The organism is Histidinibacterium lentulum, from assembly GCF_003789055.1.
Lineage (GTDB): Bacteria > Pseudomonadota > Alphaproteobacteria > Rhodobacterales > Rhodobacteraceae > Oceanicola > Oceanicola lentulus.
Genome location: NZ_ML119087.1, coordinates 55222 through 70377 on the forward strand (window position 1 = coordinate 55222; position 15156 = coordinate 70377).

At 68.6% G+C, this 15156-nt stretch carries 23 protein-coding genes; 16 read left to right on the top strand and 7 right to left on the bottom strand.

Annotated features, from left to right (window positions below):
- Positions 1-31 precede the first annotated feature (31 nt).
- From EAT49_RS14255 to EAT49_RS14275, 5 genes are all read right to left on the bottom strand, one after another.
- Positions 32-601: a F0F1 ATP synthase subunit B gene (locus EAT49_RS14255; RefSeq protein WP_123642971.1), complete on the bottom strand. Its 570-nt coding sequence runs from the start codon at positions 599-601 to the stop codon at positions 32-34.
- Between the two features lie 5 nt (positions 602-606).
- Entirely contained in the window at positions 607-1164 is a 558-nt protein-coding gene (locus tag EAT49_RS14260) for a F0F1 ATP synthase subunit B' (protein ID WP_123642972.1), read from the bottom strand.
- Between the two features lie 83 nt (positions 1165-1247).
- A complete protein-coding gene (locus EAT49_RS14265; protein WP_123642973.1) occupies positions 1248-1484 on the bottom strand; it encodes a F0F1 ATP synthase subunit C in 237 nt (78 codons plus the stop codon).
- 56 nt (positions 1485-1540) lie between these two features.
- On the bottom strand, positions 1541-2302 hold the full coding sequence (locus EAT49_RS14270; RefSeq protein ID WP_123642974.1) for a F0F1 ATP synthase subunit A: 762 nt from the start codon (positions 2300-2302) through the stop codon (positions 1541-1543).
- On the bottom strand, positions 2292-2633 hold the full coding sequence (locus EAT49_RS14275) for an AtpZ/AtpI family protein (protein WP_123642975.1): 342 nt from the start codon (positions 2631-2633) through the stop codon (positions 2292-2294). The genes EAT49_RS14270 and EAT49_RS14275 overlap by 11 nt, the downstream gene beginning before the upstream one ends.
- Before the next feature lie 195 nt (positions 2634-2828).
- Here EAT49_RS14275 and EAT49_RS14280 point away from each other — a divergent pair, with 195 nt between their 5' ends.
- Positions 2829-3167, top strand: coding sequence for an ArsR/SmtB family transcription factor (locus tag EAT49_RS14280; protein WP_123642976.1), 339 nt, complete (start codon positions 2829-2831; stop codon positions 3165-3167).
- Positions 3168-3171: 4 nt separating this feature from the next.
- On the opposite strand, the gene EAT49_RS14285 is transcribed toward EAT49_RS14280, so the two are convergent.
- On the bottom strand, positions 3172-4053 hold the full coding sequence (locus tag EAT49_RS14285; RefSeq protein WP_123642977.1) for a LysR family transcriptional regulator: 882 nt from the start codon (positions 4051-4053) through the stop codon (positions 3172-3174).
- A gap of 139 nt (positions 4054-4192) precedes the next feature.
- On the opposite strand from EAT49_RS14285, the gene EAT49_RS14290 reads away from it, so the two are divergent.
- The 15 genes from EAT49_RS14290 to EAT49_RS14360 all read left to right on the top strand — a co-directional run bounded on the left by EAT49_RS14290 (position 4193) and on the right by EAT49_RS14360 (position 13835).
- Positions 4193-4687, top strand: coding sequence for a hypothetical protein (locus EAT49_RS14290; protein ID WP_123642978.1), 495 nt, complete (start codon positions 4193-4195; stop codon positions 4685-4687).
- An 80-nt stretch (positions 4688-4767) separates the two neighbouring features.
- Positions 4768-5271, top strand: a complete 504-nt coding sequence (locus EAT49_RS14295; RefSeq protein WP_123642979.1) for a hypothetical protein — start codon at positions 4768-4770, stop codon at positions 5269-5271.
- A gap of 151 nt (positions 5272-5422) precedes the next feature.
- Positions 5423-6913, top strand: coding sequence for a signal recognition particle protein (gene ffh / locus EAT49_RS14300; protein ID WP_123642980.1), 1491 nt, complete (start codon positions 5423-5425; stop codon positions 6911-6913).
- Between the two features lie 44 nt (positions 6914-6957).
- Entirely contained in the window at positions 6958-7476 is a 519-nt protein-coding gene (locus EAT49_RS14305; protein ID WP_185020766.1) for a GNAT family N-acetyltransferase, read from the top strand.
- Positions 7473-8018 carry a GNAT family N-acetyltransferase gene (locus EAT49_RS14310; protein WP_123642982.1) on the top strand — a complete coding sequence of 182 codons (546 nt, stop codon included), beginning with the start codon at positions 7473-7475 and terminating at the stop codon, positions 8016-8018. The genes EAT49_RS14305 and EAT49_RS14310 overlap by 4 nt, the downstream gene beginning before the upstream one ends.
- Complete coding sequence (locus tag EAT49_RS14315) at positions 8015-8587, top strand: GNAT family N-acetyltransferase (RefSeq protein WP_123642983.1); 573 nt, start codon at positions 8015-8017, stop codon at positions 8585-8587. Before EAT49_RS14310 ends, EAT49_RS14315 begins: the two co-directional genes overlap by 4 nt.
- Entirely contained in the window at positions 8584-8916 is a 333-nt protein-coding gene (locus tag EAT49_RS14320; RefSeq protein ID WP_425459531.1) for a chorismate mutase, read from the top strand. The genes EAT49_RS14315 and EAT49_RS14320 overlap by 4 nt, the downstream gene beginning before the upstream one ends.
- 46 nt (positions 8917-8962) lie before the next feature.
- The gene (gene rpsP, locus EAT49_RS14325; protein WP_123642984.1) at positions 8963-9337 is read left to right on the top strand and encodes a 30S ribosomal protein S16; all 375 of its coding nucleotides are present in this window, start codon (positions 8963-8965) and stop codon (positions 9335-9337) included.
- A gap of 21 nt (positions 9338-9358) precedes the next feature.
- Entirely contained in the window at positions 9359-9901 is a 543-nt protein-coding gene (gene rimM, locus EAT49_RS14330) for a ribosome maturation factor RimM (RefSeq protein WP_123642985.1), read from the top strand.
- A 5-nt stretch (positions 9902-9906) separates the two neighbouring features.
- Positions 9907-10704: a hypothetical protein gene (locus EAT49_RS14335; protein WP_123642986.1), complete on the top strand. Its 798-nt coding sequence runs from the start codon at positions 9907-9909 to the stop codon at positions 10702-10704.
- 48 nt (positions 10705-10752) lie between these two features.
- Positions 10753-10914: a DUF1328 family protein gene (locus tag EAT49_RS14340; protein WP_123642987.1), complete on the top strand. Its 162-nt coding sequence runs from the start codon at positions 10753-10755 to the stop codon at positions 10912-10914.
- Between the two features lie 47 nt (positions 10915-10961).
- Positions 10962-11759: a tRNA (guanosine(37)-N1)-methyltransferase TrmD gene (trmD, locus tag EAT49_RS14345; protein WP_123642988.1), complete on the top strand. Its 798-nt coding sequence runs from the start codon at positions 10962-10964 to the stop codon at positions 11757-11759.
- 379 nt (positions 11760-12138) lie between these two features.
- Entirely contained in the window at positions 12139-12531 is a 393-nt protein-coding gene (rplS, locus tag EAT49_RS14350; RefSeq protein WP_123642989.1) for a 50S ribosomal protein L19, read from the top strand.
- 14 nt (positions 12532-12545) lie between these two features.
- Positions 12546-12767, top strand: a complete 222-nt coding sequence (gene rpmE / locus EAT49_RS14355) for a 50S ribosomal protein L31 (protein ID WP_123642990.1) — start codon at positions 12546-12548, stop codon at positions 12765-12767.
- 258 nt (positions 12768-13025) lie between these two features.
- Entirely contained in the window at positions 13026-13835 is an 810-nt protein-coding gene (locus EAT49_RS14360; protein ID WP_123642991.1) for a division plane positioning ATPase MipZ, read from the top strand.
- Positions 13836-13859: 24 nt separating this feature from the next.
- Here the strand turns inward: EAT49_RS14360 and EAT49_RS14365 are convergent, their stop codons facing one another.
- Positions 13860-15035: a hypothetical protein gene (locus tag EAT49_RS14365; RefSeq protein WP_123642992.1), complete on the bottom strand. Its 1176-nt coding sequence runs from the start codon at positions 15033-15035 to the stop codon at positions 13860-13862.
- Positions 15036-15156: the final 121 nt, after the last annotated feature.

Here is a 15156-nt window from a genome sequence, read left to right on the forward strand (position 1 = left end):
GCCCCCTCTATCGCAATGGCCCCGAGACCTGTCAGTGCAGCTTCTGCTGCGCCTCCGCGATCGACTGGTCGATCAGCTTGTCGCCCCGCTCTGCCGTCATCTGCCTGGCGATGATCTCGCGGCTGACCTCGATCGCCACGGCCACGGCCCGGTCGCGCACTTCCTTGACCGCCGCATCCTGCGCGGTCCAGATCTGCTCCTCCGCCGCGGTCAGTCGGCGCTCCACCGAGGCGGCGATGTCCTTCTTCGCCTGCTCCGCCGCCCGGTTCGCCTCGGCGCGGGCGCCCTCGACGATCCGGTCCGCCTGCTCCCGGACCTCGAGCTGCTTGCGCTCGTAGGACGCGAGCAGCGTCTGCGCTTCCTCGCGCATGGACCGCGCCTCGTCGAGCTCCTTGCGGATCCCCTCGGCGCGACTGTCCAGCATCTTCGTCAGCTGCTTGGGAACCCCGAAGTAGAGCAGGATGCCCACGAAGACGAGAAAGGCGATCAGCACCACGAAATCGGAGTTCCGCAGCGAGAAGAAGCCGTAGTCGCCGGTCGCCGCGAAGGCCGGTCCGGCGACCAGGGTCGCCGCCGTGACGGCTGCCAGGAAAGTCCTCATGCCGGTCATCCCTTCACCCGTTCCGCCACCGCGGCCTCGATGGCCTTGGCATCTGCCTTGTCGCCCATCAGGGCGACGATCTCAGCCGCCACGTCCGCCGCCACGAGGCGCACGTTCTCGACTGCCGTCTCGCGGATCTCGCTGATGGCCTTCTCGCTCTCCGCGGTCTTCTCCGCGATGCGGGCGTCCGCCGCTGAAAGCTCCTTGTCGAGCTCCGCCTGGATCTTCGCGCGGGTCTCGTCGGAGATCGTCTTGGCTTCGGCGCGCGCGTCGGCCAGGGACTTCTCGTAGGCCGCTTCCGCCTCGCGGACCCGCAGCATCATTTCCTCGGCGGAGGCGACGTCGTTGGTGATCGTGCCCTGCCGTTCGGCAAGCACGGCAGCGATGCGCGGCAGCGCGACGCGGCTCAGGATGAAGTAGATCGCAGCCAGCGTGACGAGCAGCCAGAAGATCTGGTTTGCATACCACTCGGTGCAGAGCTGCGGCATGCCGATGGCGCTGCCGCCGGCGTCGACGCAGGCTTCGGCAACGGGTGCGCCGGCCTCGGTCGTTGTGTCCGCCATGTCGTCCCCCTCGGAACCTTGTTGAGACCGGCGGCCGCCGCAGGACTGCGCCGCCGCCGGCCGGAAGGATCAGGAGTGGCCGATCAGACGGCGAACATCAGCAGGAGCGCGACGAGGAACGAGAAGATCCCGAGCGCTTCGGCGAACGCGATGCCGATGAAGAGGGTCGCGGTCTGGCCCGCGGCGGCCGACGGGTTGCGCAGCGCGCCGGCGAGGAAGTTCCCGGCGACGTTGCCGACCCCGAGAGCCGCGAGGCCCGTGCCGAGGCCCGCGATGCCGGCGCCGATGAACTGACCCATGTTTGCGATATCGCCTTCCATGATCGTGTCTCCTTGCGATGGAAGTTTGCCGATGCCGGGCGCCTGCCCGGCGACGTTCAGTGATGGGGGTGAAGCGCGTCCTTGAGATAGACGCAGGTGAGGATCGTGAAGACGTAGGCCTGGATGAAGGCCACCAGAAGCTCGAGCGCGTAGATCGCGACCATGCCACCGATCGCCAGCGGCGCGATGAGCGCCGAGGCGGCGAAGGCCGCGAAGACCTTCATCACCGCGTGGCCCGCCGTGATGGCGCCGGCGAGACGAACGGAGTGGCTGACCGGGCGCACCATGTAGGAGATCAGCTCGATCACCGCGAGAATGGGGCGCAAGGCGAGCGGTGCACTGGATACCCAGAAAAGCTTCAGGAAGGTGCCGCCGTGCAGGACGAAGCCCAGGATCGTCACGGTCAGGAACACGCCCAGGGCCATGACCGCGGTCACCGCGATATGAGTCGTGGGCGTGAAGGCCGTGGGAATGAGGCCCAGCACGTTGGCGAAGAGGATGAAGAGGAACAGCGTGAAGATGTAGGGAAAGAACCGCACCGCGTCCTTGCCGGACACGTCCTCGACCATCTTGTAGATGAAGCCGTAGGTCATCTCCGCCATGGACTGAAGGCGGGAGGGCACGGTGCCCGCGCCCCGCGTGCCGAGCACCAGGAGGCCCATGATGCCGAGCACCGACAGCGCCATCCACAGGGTCGCGTTGGTGACCGTGTACCAATAGACTTGACCGTCTCCGAAGAGCGGCTTGACGATGAACTGGTCGAGCGGGTGGAATACCAGCCCGCTGCCGCCTTCCGCATATTCGGTCTCAGTCGCCATCCGCGCCCCCGTCGTCCTGTGCGGCCTCGGCCGCCTGTCTTTGCCGGACCTCCTCGGCGGACCGCATCATCGTCTTGATGCCCGCCGCGAGGCCCAGGAAGATGAACACGATCATCAGGAACGGTTCCGTTCCGAAGAGCGCGTCCAGCCCGTACCCTATGCCGAAGCCGATCCCGAGACCCGACACCAGCTCGATGACCATGCGCCAGGCGAGCTGTGCCTGGCCGTGGCCGCTTTCCGAGTGGGAGGTTTCGGGCTCCGCGGCGGCCCGTCTTTCGGCGAGACGCTTCTCCAGCTCCCGCAGCCGCGCTGCATCGTCGGGTTCCGGCACCTTGTGATCCCCTCGGGACTTGGCACGGTGCTAGGCGGGGGCGGGGTTCGAGTCAAGCACCGGGCTTCGGGATGCAAGGATCTGACAAATATGGATTTTCCACTCCCTGCCGAAGAGAATGAGGCCGCCTTCCCGGCCGGAGCATATTCAACCGCACGGTTGACTTTCGGTGAGGGGGGCGTTCTGGCGCAGGGAATGAGCGGCTCTCTCGATACGACTTTCGCGGCGCTGGCCGACCCCACGCGGCGGGCGATCCTCGCCATGCTGCTGGAGGACGACATGGCGGTGACCGATGTCGCCGCCCCGTTCGAAATGTCGCTCGCCGCGATCTCCAAGCATCTTCGGGTCCTCACGGCCGCGGGGCTGATCGAGCAGGAACGCCGGGGCCGGGTCACCTGGTGCAAGCTCCAGCCCGGAAGCCTGCGCGCCGCGGCGGTCTGGATGCAGTCCTTCGGACAGGTGGAGCCCGTCGACCTCGAGGCCTTCGAACGGTTCCTGGAGCGGGAACTGGGGGCGGAGACCGGCCGGGGCTGAAGGCTCAGCCGAAATCCCAGGTCCTGGCTCGCGCCTTCAGGAAGGTCAGAAAGGCCTGTACCTTGGGCGTCCGGTGCAGATCGACATGGGTCACGATCCAGATCGGCGCCTCCCATTCCGCGAGCGGGGGCATGACCTCCACGAGGCCGGGACGTACGGCGCATTCCCAGTCGGGCATGAAGCCGATACCCGCCCCGGACATGATGGCGTCGAGCTGGCTGCGATTATCGGCGGTCCGGAAGACGATCCGTTCCGCCGGGACATGGGCGCGCAGCCAGCGCATGAAGGGTGCACGGCTTTCGGTGTCGGAATGCCCCACGAAAAGGTGGCTGGGCAGATCGTCTGGGCTCTCCGGCTTGCCGTGGCGGCGGACGTAGTCTTCGGTGGCGACCATGCGCATCTTCTGCGACCGGAATGGCTGCACGACATTGTCCGGCTGTTCGGGTGCGGCGCCCGCGCGGAGGGCGACATGGGCCTCTCCGTATTCGAGGCGGAAGAGTCGGTCGCCCGTGAGATAATGCACTGTCAGCCCTTCGTTCTCGCGCTGGAAATCGGCGAGCACGGGGGTGATCAGCGAGGCGAGGGACGCGAGGGAGGTCACCGTCAAGTCGCCGGTCACCCCTTCGCCGAGGCCCTTGATCCGTCCGACGAGCTGGGTGAGTTGGTCATCCGTGGCCTGAGCGACCTGCAACAGGTCGTGCCCCGCCTCCGTCGCCGTGTATCCGCGGGCGTGGCGCTGAAAAAGCTTGACGCCCAGCCGCTGTTCGAGGGCGTCGACATGACGGATCACCGTCGCATGATGTACGCCGAGGGCCTCCGCCGCGCCGGACACGGTGCCGAGCCTCGCCACCTGATAGGCGGTGCGGATTTCGTCCCAGTTCATCACCTCGTCCCGCTTCTGTGCGCCAGAATACAGTATACCGATGAATATCGCACTTCTGTGCGTCAGCGCAAGAGCTCGCATCCGCCTTTCGGGCGCGATTTGTCGGTTGATGCAGGGTCAGGGCCCTTCTAGCTTCCGGACCATGAAGATCGAGCGCACCCCCGACCTCCTCGTCATCGACAACCGACCGATCTTCATCGCGGCCCTGCTGTCCATAATGCTTCTCGCCTTCATGGCCGGAGGGATCCGGATGCTCATGGAAGGCCTGTGGGGGCAGGGTCTGTTGTTCGTTCTGGGGATGCCGCTGTTCTTCGGGGTGTTCTTCGCCCTCTTCGTCCGGCGGAACCAGCTGGTGCTGAACCGGCAGACCGGCGAATTGCTGCACCGGAGGCGCACCATCTTCGGGCATACCGAGACCCGGTTCGAGCTTGCCGCGCTCGCCGGGGCCGAGGTGCAGTACAGCCGGTCGGACGGCAAGCAGACGCGACGCATGGCCTATGTACTTTCGGAAGGACCGGACGCCGGGACACATCCCTTCACCACGGCCTACAGCAGCGGAAACAACGCGCAGCGTGCGGCGGATGCCGTGAACGCATGGCTGGCTGAGGCGCGGGGCGAGACGGACCGCGCTGGCTGAGGCCGTGCTGCGGCGAGGTGCCGCAGGTCGGGTCCGGAGCGGTTTCGGCTGATGCCGGTTTCCATGGCATGAAGGTGCAGATGACCCGCGATACCCTCGTGCTCGACAGCCAGCCGTGGTCTGTGTCGATTATCATGGTCGCTGCGATCCTCTGTGTCGCCGGAACCGGACTGATGCTGATCGGCGGCGGCGTGATCCTGCCGGGCACGCTGCTCCTGGGGCTCGGCTGCCCGGTGCTCTTTCTGTTCCTTCTCACCCTCGCGCGCCGCAACCAGCTTGTCCTCGACCGGCGCGCAAACGAACTGCGCCACCGCCGCCGCACCCTTCTGGGCTATGGCGAGAGGGTCCTGCCTCTCGACCGGCTGGAGCGGGCGATCGTCCAGGACCTGCCGGATACGGAAGGCCGCAGCTGCCGGCTCGCCTACGTTCTCCGTCCGGGCGCTGAACAGGGGCCATGGCTCTTCACCTGGGCCTTCTCCTCGGGACCACCCGTGCGCCGGGCCGCCGACCTGATCAACGACTGGCTGCGAGGCGGTGTCGCCCCGTCTGCCGCTCGCGTTGACTCGGTCGGGCCGAGCGGCTAAGCGAAACCGATCCGGAAGTCGCATGAGCTTCCGGTCCCGGCGCCGCCGGGATCGCCCCCCGTCAGCGAGTTTCGCCCACGGGGGCGTTTGTCGTTTGATCCGCCGGTCCCCACATCGGGGCCAGACCCGCCACCGTCCAGAGGGACCGCCGATGTTCGAAAATCTCTCCGAACGCCTCTCCGGCGTCTTCGACCGCCTGACGAAGCAGGGCGCGTTGAGCCCCGAGGACGTGAAATCCGCCCTGCGCGAGGTGCGCGTGGCGCTGCTCGAGGCGGATGTCTCTCTCGAGGTGGCGCGGGATTTCATCAAGGCGGTGGAGAAGAAGGCGACGGGAGCGTCCGTGACCAAGTCGGTCACACCGGGCCAGCAGGTCGTCAAGATCGTCCATGACGAGCTTGTCGGCGTCCTGACCGGGGACGAGGACCCGGGCCGCCTCAAGATCGACAATCCGCCCGCGCCGATCCTGATGGTGGGCCTGCAGGGGTCGGGAAAGACCACGACGACGGCCAAGCTCGCCAAGCGCTTGAAGGAGCGCGAGGGCAAGAAGGTGCTGATGGCCTCGCTCGACACCAACCGCCCCGCGGCGATGGAGCAACTGGCCATTCTCGGCGCCCAGATCGGCGTCGACACCCTGCCCATTGTCAAGGGCGAGGACGCCATCGCCATCGCGAAGCGGGCGAAGACCCAGGCGAGCTTCGGCGGCTACGACGTCTACATGCTCGATACCGCCGGTCGGCTGCATATCGATGCCGAACTGATCGCGCAGGCCGCGGCCGTGCGCGACGTCGCGAACCCGCGCGAGACGCTGCTGGTCGTGGACGGCCTGACGGGCCAGGACGCGGTGAATGTTGCCGAGGAATTCGACGACAAGATCGGCGTTTCAGGCGTGGTGCTCACGCGGATGGACGGCGACGGGCGCGGAGGCGCGGCGCTGTCGATGCGCGCGGTGACCGGCAAGCCGATCCGGTTCGTCGGCCTCGGCGAGAAGATGGACGCCATCGAGGAGTTCCACGCCGAGCGGATCGCCGGGCGCATCCTTGGCATGGGCGACATCGTCAGCCTCGTCGAGAAGGCGCAGCAGACGCTGGAGGCCGAACAGGCCGAGCGGATGATGAAGCGCTTCCAGAAGGGTCAGTTCAACATGAACGACCTGAAGATGCAGCTCGAACAGATGCAGAAGATGGGCGGCATGGAGGGCATGCTCGCCATGATGCCGGGCGCGGGCAAGATGCAGAAGCAGATGACCGACGCGGGAATGGACGACAAGGTGCTGGCCCGACAGGTCGCCCTGATCAACTCGATGACGAAGAAGGAGCGGGCGAACCCGCAGATCCTTCAGGCCAGCCGCAAGAAGCGCATTTCCGCGGGTGCCGGCCTCGAGGTTGCGGAGCTCAACAAGCTGCTGAAACAGCACAGGCAGATGTCCGACATGATGAAGAAGCTGGGCAAGATGGGCCGCGGCGGTCAGCTCCGGCAGATGATGAAGGGCATGTTCGGCAAGGGCGGCCCATCGGATGCGGATGTGGCGGCGGCAGCGCAGGCGCAGATGGGCCGGGGCGGGATGGCGCCGCCCGGCGGCTTTCCGGGCCTCGGCGGCGGCGGCCTGCCGCCCGGCCTCTCGGGTTTCGGCAAGAAGAAGTGACCGCCGCGATGCGACTTCCCTCCGGGTTCCCCGGACAGCGCTTCATGGATGACGGCGCGGGCGGGCGGCTGCCTCCCGAAACGCCGCGCCTGCGCCTCGTGCTGCCTGCCCCCGAACACCGGGCGGCGCACGAGGCCTTTTGCGCAAGCCCGCGCTCCAACGTCGCCATGGCGGAGCAGGCGACCGATCATTTCGACGCCCTGCTGAACCATCATGACCTCCTGGGATACGGGCCCTTCGTCGCCGTTACCCGCGAGGGCAACGAGGCGATCGGCGTCTTCGGTCCTTGGAACCTCGACAGCCAGCCCGATCCGGAACTGGTTTTCCTTTTGTGGAACGCGTCCCACGAAGGCCGGGGACTGGCCTTCGAGGCCAGCGTTTCGACGCGGAGTTTCGCACACTGGGTTCTCGGCTGGCGGACGGCGGTGTCGTATGTCTCCGACGGCAACCACCGCGCGACCGGTCTCGCCATGCGACTGGGCGCGCTCCGCGACGGCACCTGGCGGACGCCCGCGGGCACGATCCTGCAGGTCTGGCGCCATCCCGACCCGGAGGCCGCATGACCTCCGACGTGGCCGCCCCTTCCGCCGAGCGTCTCGAGACCGAGCGGCTGATCCTTCGCCGTCCCGCGCCGAAGGACTGGGAGGCGGCGCGCGCCTTCTTCACGTCGGACCGGTCCGCCGGTGTGGGCGGGCCCCATGACGAGGGACGGGCCTGGCGAGTCTTCGCCTCCGAACTCGGTCACTGGGAGATCCGCGGCTACGGCATGTGGGCCGTCACCCTGCGCGGCGGCGACGACACCTGCGTCGCGCTGATCGGGCCGTGGCATCCCGCCGACTGGCCCGAGACGGAGATCGGCTGGATGGTCTGGGATCCCGGGATGGAGGGCACCGGTGTCGCCACCGAGGCCGCCCGCGCCGCCATCTCTCATGCCTGGAACGTGCTCGGGTGGGCCACGGTGGTCAGCTATGTGGGCGAAGGCAACGAAAGGTCCGCGCGGCTCGCGGAGAAGCTGGGCGCCGTCCTCGACCCCGACGCGCCCCAGCCCAAGGCCGGGTCGCGCTGCCGTGTCTACCGTCATCCTGTGCCCGGATCGCGGCCATGACCCGCCCCTGGCTGACCCCGCCGCGCGGCCCCGCGGCCGAGCGCGCCGCCGGTATCGTGGAGGCAATCCCGGTCCTGGAGACCGAGCGCCTGATCCTGCGTGCGCCGCGGCTTGACGACTGGCCCGGGCTGGAGCCGATCTGGACCTCCGACCGCGCCCGCCACATCGGCGGGCCGATGTCCCCCGAGGAGGCCTGGCTCGATTTCAATCAGCTTGTGGCCTCGTGGCTCCTGCGCGGCTTCGGCGCCTTCGTCCTCGAAGAGAGGGACACCGGCCGGGCGCTCGGTATCGCGACGCTGGATCACGAATGGGGCGACCCCGAACCGGAATTGGGCTGGCTGCTCGTCGAAGAGGCCGAGGGGCGCGGTCTCGCCCGCGAGGCCGGTCGGGCCCTCATCCGCCATGCGCGCGAGCTGATCGGAGATGGCAGCTTTGTCGCCTACATGGACCGCGCCCATGCCCGCTCCATACGCGTCGCGGAGGCGCTGGGCGGCGTGGCGGACAGCGACCCGCACCCCCTCGATCCCCGGGTGGTCGTCTACCGCTTTCCGGAGGAGTCCGAGGAATGAGCATGCTGGACCGCCAGGCAGGAGAGACCCCCGTGACCGACGCCATCACCAAGGCCGCCGACCTGCTGCGCGAGCACCGCGAGTCGATCGACAGGCTCGACGCGATCCTCGTCTACACGCTGGGCGAGCGGTTCAAGCATACCCAGGCCGTGGGCCGGCTGAAGGCCCTCCACGACCTGCCCCCCGCCGATCCGGTCCGCGAAGAGGCCCAGATCGCGCGGCTCACCGACCTTGCGCGCCGGGCCGATCTCGACCCGGATTTCGCCAAGAAATTCCTGGCCTTCATCATCCAGGAAGTCATCAAGCACCACGAACAGTTCAAGGAATGACGGCTGCCCCGCATCCGTCCCTAGCCATATCCAAGGAGAAACCGACATGGCCATGAAACTTCGCCTCGCCCGCGGCGGCTCGAAAAAGCGCCCCTATTACTCCATCGTCGCGGCAGACAGCCGGATGCCGCGCGACGGCCGCTTCATCGAGAAGCTGGGCACCTACAACCCGCTCCTCGCCAAGGACAGCGAGGACCGCATCCGCATGGACGTCGAGCGGGTCAAGTACTGGCTGGGCCAGGGCGCGCAGCCGACCGACCGCGTCAGCCGCTTCCTCGAGGCCGCGGGCGTCGTCGAGAAGAAGACGCGCAACAACCCCAAGAAGGCCCAGCCCGGCAAGGCCGCGCAGGAACGCGCCGCCGCCCGTGCCGAGAAGGCCGCCGCCGCCCAGAGCGCCGGTGAAGACGCCGCAGCCGAGTAAGGCGGACAGGGGTCCTTCGCCGTGACCGGCGGACCGGACAGCAAGCCCCCGCAGCGCGTCGTCGTCGGCGCGCTGGCGGGTGCTTTCGGCGTGCGCGGCGAGGTGCGGCTGAAGAGCTTCTGCGCCGAGCCGGAGTCCATCGTCGCCTATGCCCCGCTCTTTTCGGCGGACGGTCGGCGCTTTGCCGAGATCGTGCTGACCGGACAGGCGAAGGGCGCCTTCACCGCGCGGGTGGACGGCATCGTCACCCGGGAACAAGCCGATGTGCTGCGCGGCACGGAGCTTTACGCCGATCGCGACCGGCTGCCCGAGGTCGCGGAAGACGAGTATTACCATGCCGATCTCATCGGCCTCCCGGTGCACGACACCGGCGGCGCGCTGATTGGCCGGGTCCGCGCGGTCCATGACCACGGGGCGGGCGATCTGCTGGAGATCGAGGGGCCGGGTCTCGGCACCGGACTGCTTCTGCCCTTCACCCGTCAGGTCGTGCCTACGGTGGACCTCGCCGCGGGCCGCATCGTCGCGGACCCGCCGCCCGGTCTCCTGCCGGAGACCGAGGGCTGAGACCCGTGGGGCGGCGCATTCTGCTTCATCCCGGGTTCCACAAGACCGGCACGTCGAGCGCCCAGCATTTCCTCTGGCACAACCGCGAGCGCCTCGCGCCGGTGGCGCGGCTCTACCTGTTGCGCCATTTGCGTTTGGTGGCCGATGCCGCCATGCGCTACGCGCGGAAACGACAGGTCGCGGACCTCGTGGCGGCAGCCGGATCCCTGACCGAGGTGCTGGCCGATGCGCCAGGCGACCGGCACCTCGTCCTCAGCTGCGAAGGTCTGTCGGGCCACATTCCCGGATGGCCCGACGTGGCGGATTACGGCGCCGCGGCCGAGATCCTGCCGGTCCTTGTCCAGGTGCTGCGGGAAAGTCTGTCGGGTCACGAGTGTCATGTGGTGCTGACGACGCGCGCGCCCGAGGCCTGGCTCTCCAGCGCCTGGCGTCACCTCCTGATCGGCACCCGCCTGCGGGAGGACTGGCCGGTCTTCGCCCGCCGCTACCACCGCGCCGCGGACCTCGACGGCGCGGCCCGGCGGATCGCCTCTGCTCTTGCCCCGCTGCCGGTGACCTGCCTGCCGCTCGAGCGGGCTCGGGAGCATCCGCTGGGTCCCGGCGGCGCGCTCCTCGAACTGGCGGGCCTCTCCTCCGAGGGTCTCCTCCCCGTCGGTCACGGCAATCGCGGACCGGATGCCGATCTCGCCCGCGAGCTTCTGGCACTGAACCGGTCCGGGCTGACCACGGAGGACCTGAAGGCCCGGAAGCAGGCGCTGTGCGCCTCACGAGGCGTGGGCGGGTGGGTGCGGGGGAACGGCTGAAGCCGCGCGGGCGTTGTTCGTTCATATCCCCACGGAAAGGTCCCGCCGATGCTCGAACTCATTCTCATCCTGCTCGCCGTCGCCGCCATCGCCGCCGTGCTCGGCTTCGGACGTCTCGCCGGGGTCGCGCTGACTGGGGCCAAGGTGCTGATCGTCATCGTACTGGTCCTGTTCCTCCTCGTCCTCTTCGGGCTCATCGCGATCGCCTGACCGAGCGCGGGCATTTATCTCGGCCCCGCGCTCGGCTATCAGGCGCCATGTCCGACGCCGCGAGATCCCACGGGCGCAAGTCCATCTCCGCCACCCTCGCCCCTCGCGAGCTGATGACGGATCGCCCTCTGCTGGCGCGGGCCTGGACCGCGCAGGTGATCACGCTCCTGCCCGAGGCCTTTCCCGGCCTCCTGGGCGAGAGCCTGACCGGCAAGGCGCTGAAGGACGGGCTCTGGCAGATCGACGCCATCGACCTGCGTCGCTTCGGCATCGGCCGGCACCGCAATGTCGACGATACGCCCGCGGGCGGCGGAGCGGGCATGGTGCTGCGGCCGGACGTGGTGGGCGCGGCGATTGACGAGGCCCGCAGGCGGCGCGGGGAACTGCCGCTGGTCTATCTTTCGCCGCGAGGCGCGCGGTTCGACCAGGGCATCGCCCGGCGTCTCGCCGCGGCGCCGGGTGTTACGCTGCTCTGCGGTCGGTTCGAAGGCGTCGATCAGCGCGTGCTCGACCACTACGGGATCGAGGAGCTGAGCCTAGGCGATTTCGTCCTGACGGGCGGCGAACTTGCCGCCCAGGCGGTGATCGACGCCTGCGTCCGGCTGCGGCCCGGCGTCCTCGGCAACGCCGCCTCCACGGAGGAAGAAAGCTTCTCGGCGGGCCTGCTGGAGCATCCCCAGTACACCCGGCCCGCCGAGTGGCAGGGACGGCCGATTCCCGATGTGCTGATGTCCGGCCATCATGCGCGGATCGCGGACTGGCGCCGGGAGGAGGCCGAGGCCGTCACCCGGGCGCGCCGACCCGACCTCTGGGCCGCCTACCGGGCGCGCGCCCTTCGGGAATAGACCCCAGCCCCCTCCTCGTCTGGCCGGAAATACTCCGGGGAGGTCCGGAGGGGCCGCGCCCCTCCGGGGGTTCGCCGCGGGCGCAGGCCGCGGCGAACCCGGCGATGCCGCTTGATCCGCGGAGAGCTTTGAGGTAGCAGCCGCGCCAGACGGGACGGCGCCGCACCGCGGTGCCGTTTCGGGCCGTCCGACATGAGGGGCCGCTGAAACCGGAGACTTCGATCCGGCAAGGTTCCGTCCGGGCGCGACTGACGGCCAAGGAAAGGCCGGGCGATCTCCTGCGGGCCGGCGCTGCTGCCGGAACCCGGACGAAGACCGGAGCTCTCGACCGCCGGACATCTTCACGGGACAACCGTGAGCAGCATGAGGAGTTGGTCAGATGAACCTGATCGCTGAACTCGAGGCGGAACAGATCGCCTCCCTGGGGAAGAGCATCCCCGACTTCAAGGCGGGCGACACGATCCGCGTTGGCTACAAGGTGACGGAAGGGACCCGCAGCCGGGTCCAGAACTACGAGGGCGTCTGCATCAGCCGCAAGAACGGCTCGGGCATCGCGGGATCGTTCACCGTCCGCAAGATTTCCTTCGGCGAAGGCGTGGAGCGGGTGTTTCCCCTGCATTCGACGAACATCGCCGAGATCACCGTCGTGCGCCGCGGCAAGGTGCGGCGGGCGAAGCTCTACTACCTGCGCGCGCGGCGCGGGAAGTCGGCGCGGATCGCCGAGGTCGGCAACTACAAGCCCAAGGCCGATGCGGCCGGGGCCGAGGCCTGAGAGGAGCGGAGGCGATGAAAAAGGACATTCACCCCGACTATCACCTGATCGACGTCAAGCTGACCAACGGCGACGTCATCCAGATGAAATCCACCTGGGGCAAGGAGGGCGACCAGCTCTCGCTCGATATCGACCCCTCGGTTCACCCCGCCTGGACCGGCGGCGGCACGCGGCTGATGGACACGGGCGGCCGGGTTTCCAAGTTCAAGAAGAAGTTCGAGGGTTTCGGCTTCTGAGATTACCGTCCCGAGGACGGACGACGGGACGCCGCTCCGGGGGATCGGGGCGGCGTTTTTTGCGGCGTTTCACGATGAAACGCCCTGTCAAGATTTTGATATAAAACGGAAATCCTGGAAAAGCCGTCTTGGCTGCCGCACGAGGGCGTGGCCTTCGGGGCATTCTTCGGGGCCAGAGCGTCGCGCCGGGCTTCCGGGAGCCCGCGCCGCGCCATAGAGTGCCGCGGGCAGGAGCAGGGGCAGGGGCAGGCGGGCGGAATGGCGCATATCATCGTCGTCGGCAACGAGAAGGGCGGCGCGGGCAAGTCGACCGTGTCGATGCATGTCGCCACCGCGCTGGCGCGGCTGGGGCACCGGGTCGGCACGCTGGACCTCGACCTGCGGCAGCAGAGCCTTGCGCGCTACATGGCCAACCGCCGCGCCTTCCTCGAGGCGGAGGGGCTGGGCCTGCCCACCCCGCGCCATGTCGATCTGCCGGACGTCGATGCCGCCGGGCTCGAACCCGGGGAGAACGCGAGCGATCACCGGCTCTCGGCGGCCGTCGCCGCCCTCGAGCCGGAGGTGGAGTTCGTCCTGATCGACTGTCCCGGCAGCCACACCCGCCTCGCGCAGGTGGCGCATTCTCTCGCGGACACGCTGATCACCCCGCTGAACGACAGTTTCGTGGATTTCGATCTTCTGGCGCGGATCGATGGCGATGGGGAGAAAATCCTCGGCCCCAGCGTCTATTCCGAGATGGTCTGGAGCGCCCGCCAGCTGCGGGCGCGGGCGGGCCTCGTCCCGATCGACTGGGTCGTGGTGCGCAATCGGCTGGGCGCGCAGGCCATGGTCAACAAGGCGAAGATGGAAAAGGCCCTCGAGACGCTCAGCCGGCGGATCGGGTTCCGCACGGCGCCGGGCTTTCATGAGAGGGTGATCTTCCGCGAGCTGTTCCCGCGCGGTCTGACCCTGCTCGACCTGCGCGACATCGGGGTGAAGTCGCTCAACATCTCCAACATCGCGGCCCGGCAGGAATTGCGGGAACTGATGAAGGCGCTGGCGCTTCCGGGTGTCACCGTCTCGATCTGAGGGCCAAGCGCGCCGTGTCCCGGATCAGTGGAGGGAGCGGATCGCCGGACGGCGGCGTGTCTCCACCACGACCTTGACCACGAGGGAGGTCACGGCGATCCCGCCGAGCACCAGCACGAGGATCGCCCTGACGTCGCCCGCCAGCGCCGTCTGCCAGCGGTCCGCGGCCCAGGAGCCGAAGCTCATGTCAGGAAGGGCGGGGGTCTCGAAACCGAAGCGATCCAACAGGCCCGGGACGGCGAGAACGGCCGCCATTGCGATGAATGTGAGTGCGAGGCCGAGCAGGATCGCGCGGGTGGGGGAGCGGCGGGAGTCGACCTCGGGAAGATCGTCGCCGGTGCCCGAGGTCACCACGAGGATCGGCTCGGCCGTGGATTGCGATGCGGTTGCGGCTGCCGTGGGGGAGACCCGGGCAGGGCGGACGGCCGCGGCGGGGCGCGCGGTCCTGCCGGCCGGGCTTTCCGGCGTCTTCGGGGCGGTTCCGGCTGCCTTGCGTTTGGCGGAGCGGGCCCCGGCCGCGCGGCGGCCGGCGCGACCCGTGGCCGCGAAGGTGAAGAGCGCCAGAACGACAAGACCGCCGGCGAGCCACGAGAACTGCCGTGATACCGTGGACCGGCCGTAATCGGGCGGCAGGATCGCGGCACGACGGCCCTCCACGAAGGGGAAGATCACCGGCCCGGTCGCGGCGAAGCCGGCGAGGTTCTCCGCGGCGAGGGCGCCCTGCCATTGACCCGCCGGACGGATCACGCCGTTCAGCGTCAGGAGCGGAAGCGACGAGGCCTCGGCTCCGGGGACGGAGCGGAGCATCTCGGGCGTCACGCGGTTCGGACCGGTCATCACGAAGATCGCAAGGCCGGCGCTGTCGGACGTGTCCGCGCCGGCACGGAGCGGCACGGCGAGCGCGGTCGGACCGCCCTCCGACAGGGGGCCGATGTCGCGGGCCGCGTCGAGGTCGAGCGCCGCGGTCAGCCGCGCCTCGCCGATGGGGCTGACGTCCCGGCCGGGATCGAAGCGGCCGATGCTGACCGGCGCCGGCGGTCCGGCGAGGTAGATTTCCCCGAGAGCCGCCTGTCGCGCGTTGATCTGCATCTGGAGCAGGATCCCCGAGGCGAAGGCCGCCACGGCCATCAGGCCGAGGACAAGCGGGGCGAGGCGCGCGAGGGTCGAGCGGGCGACGGGAGCCATGGTGAAAAACTCCATGCGAAGGTAACATCGTGGGATCTGTCAGCGCGATTTTTGTTCCGAGAATGCGGCAATGGATGGGCGGTCGCCGGACGTTTTGGCGTTAACGGTCGGGACCGCGCGTTACATTCCGCGTCCA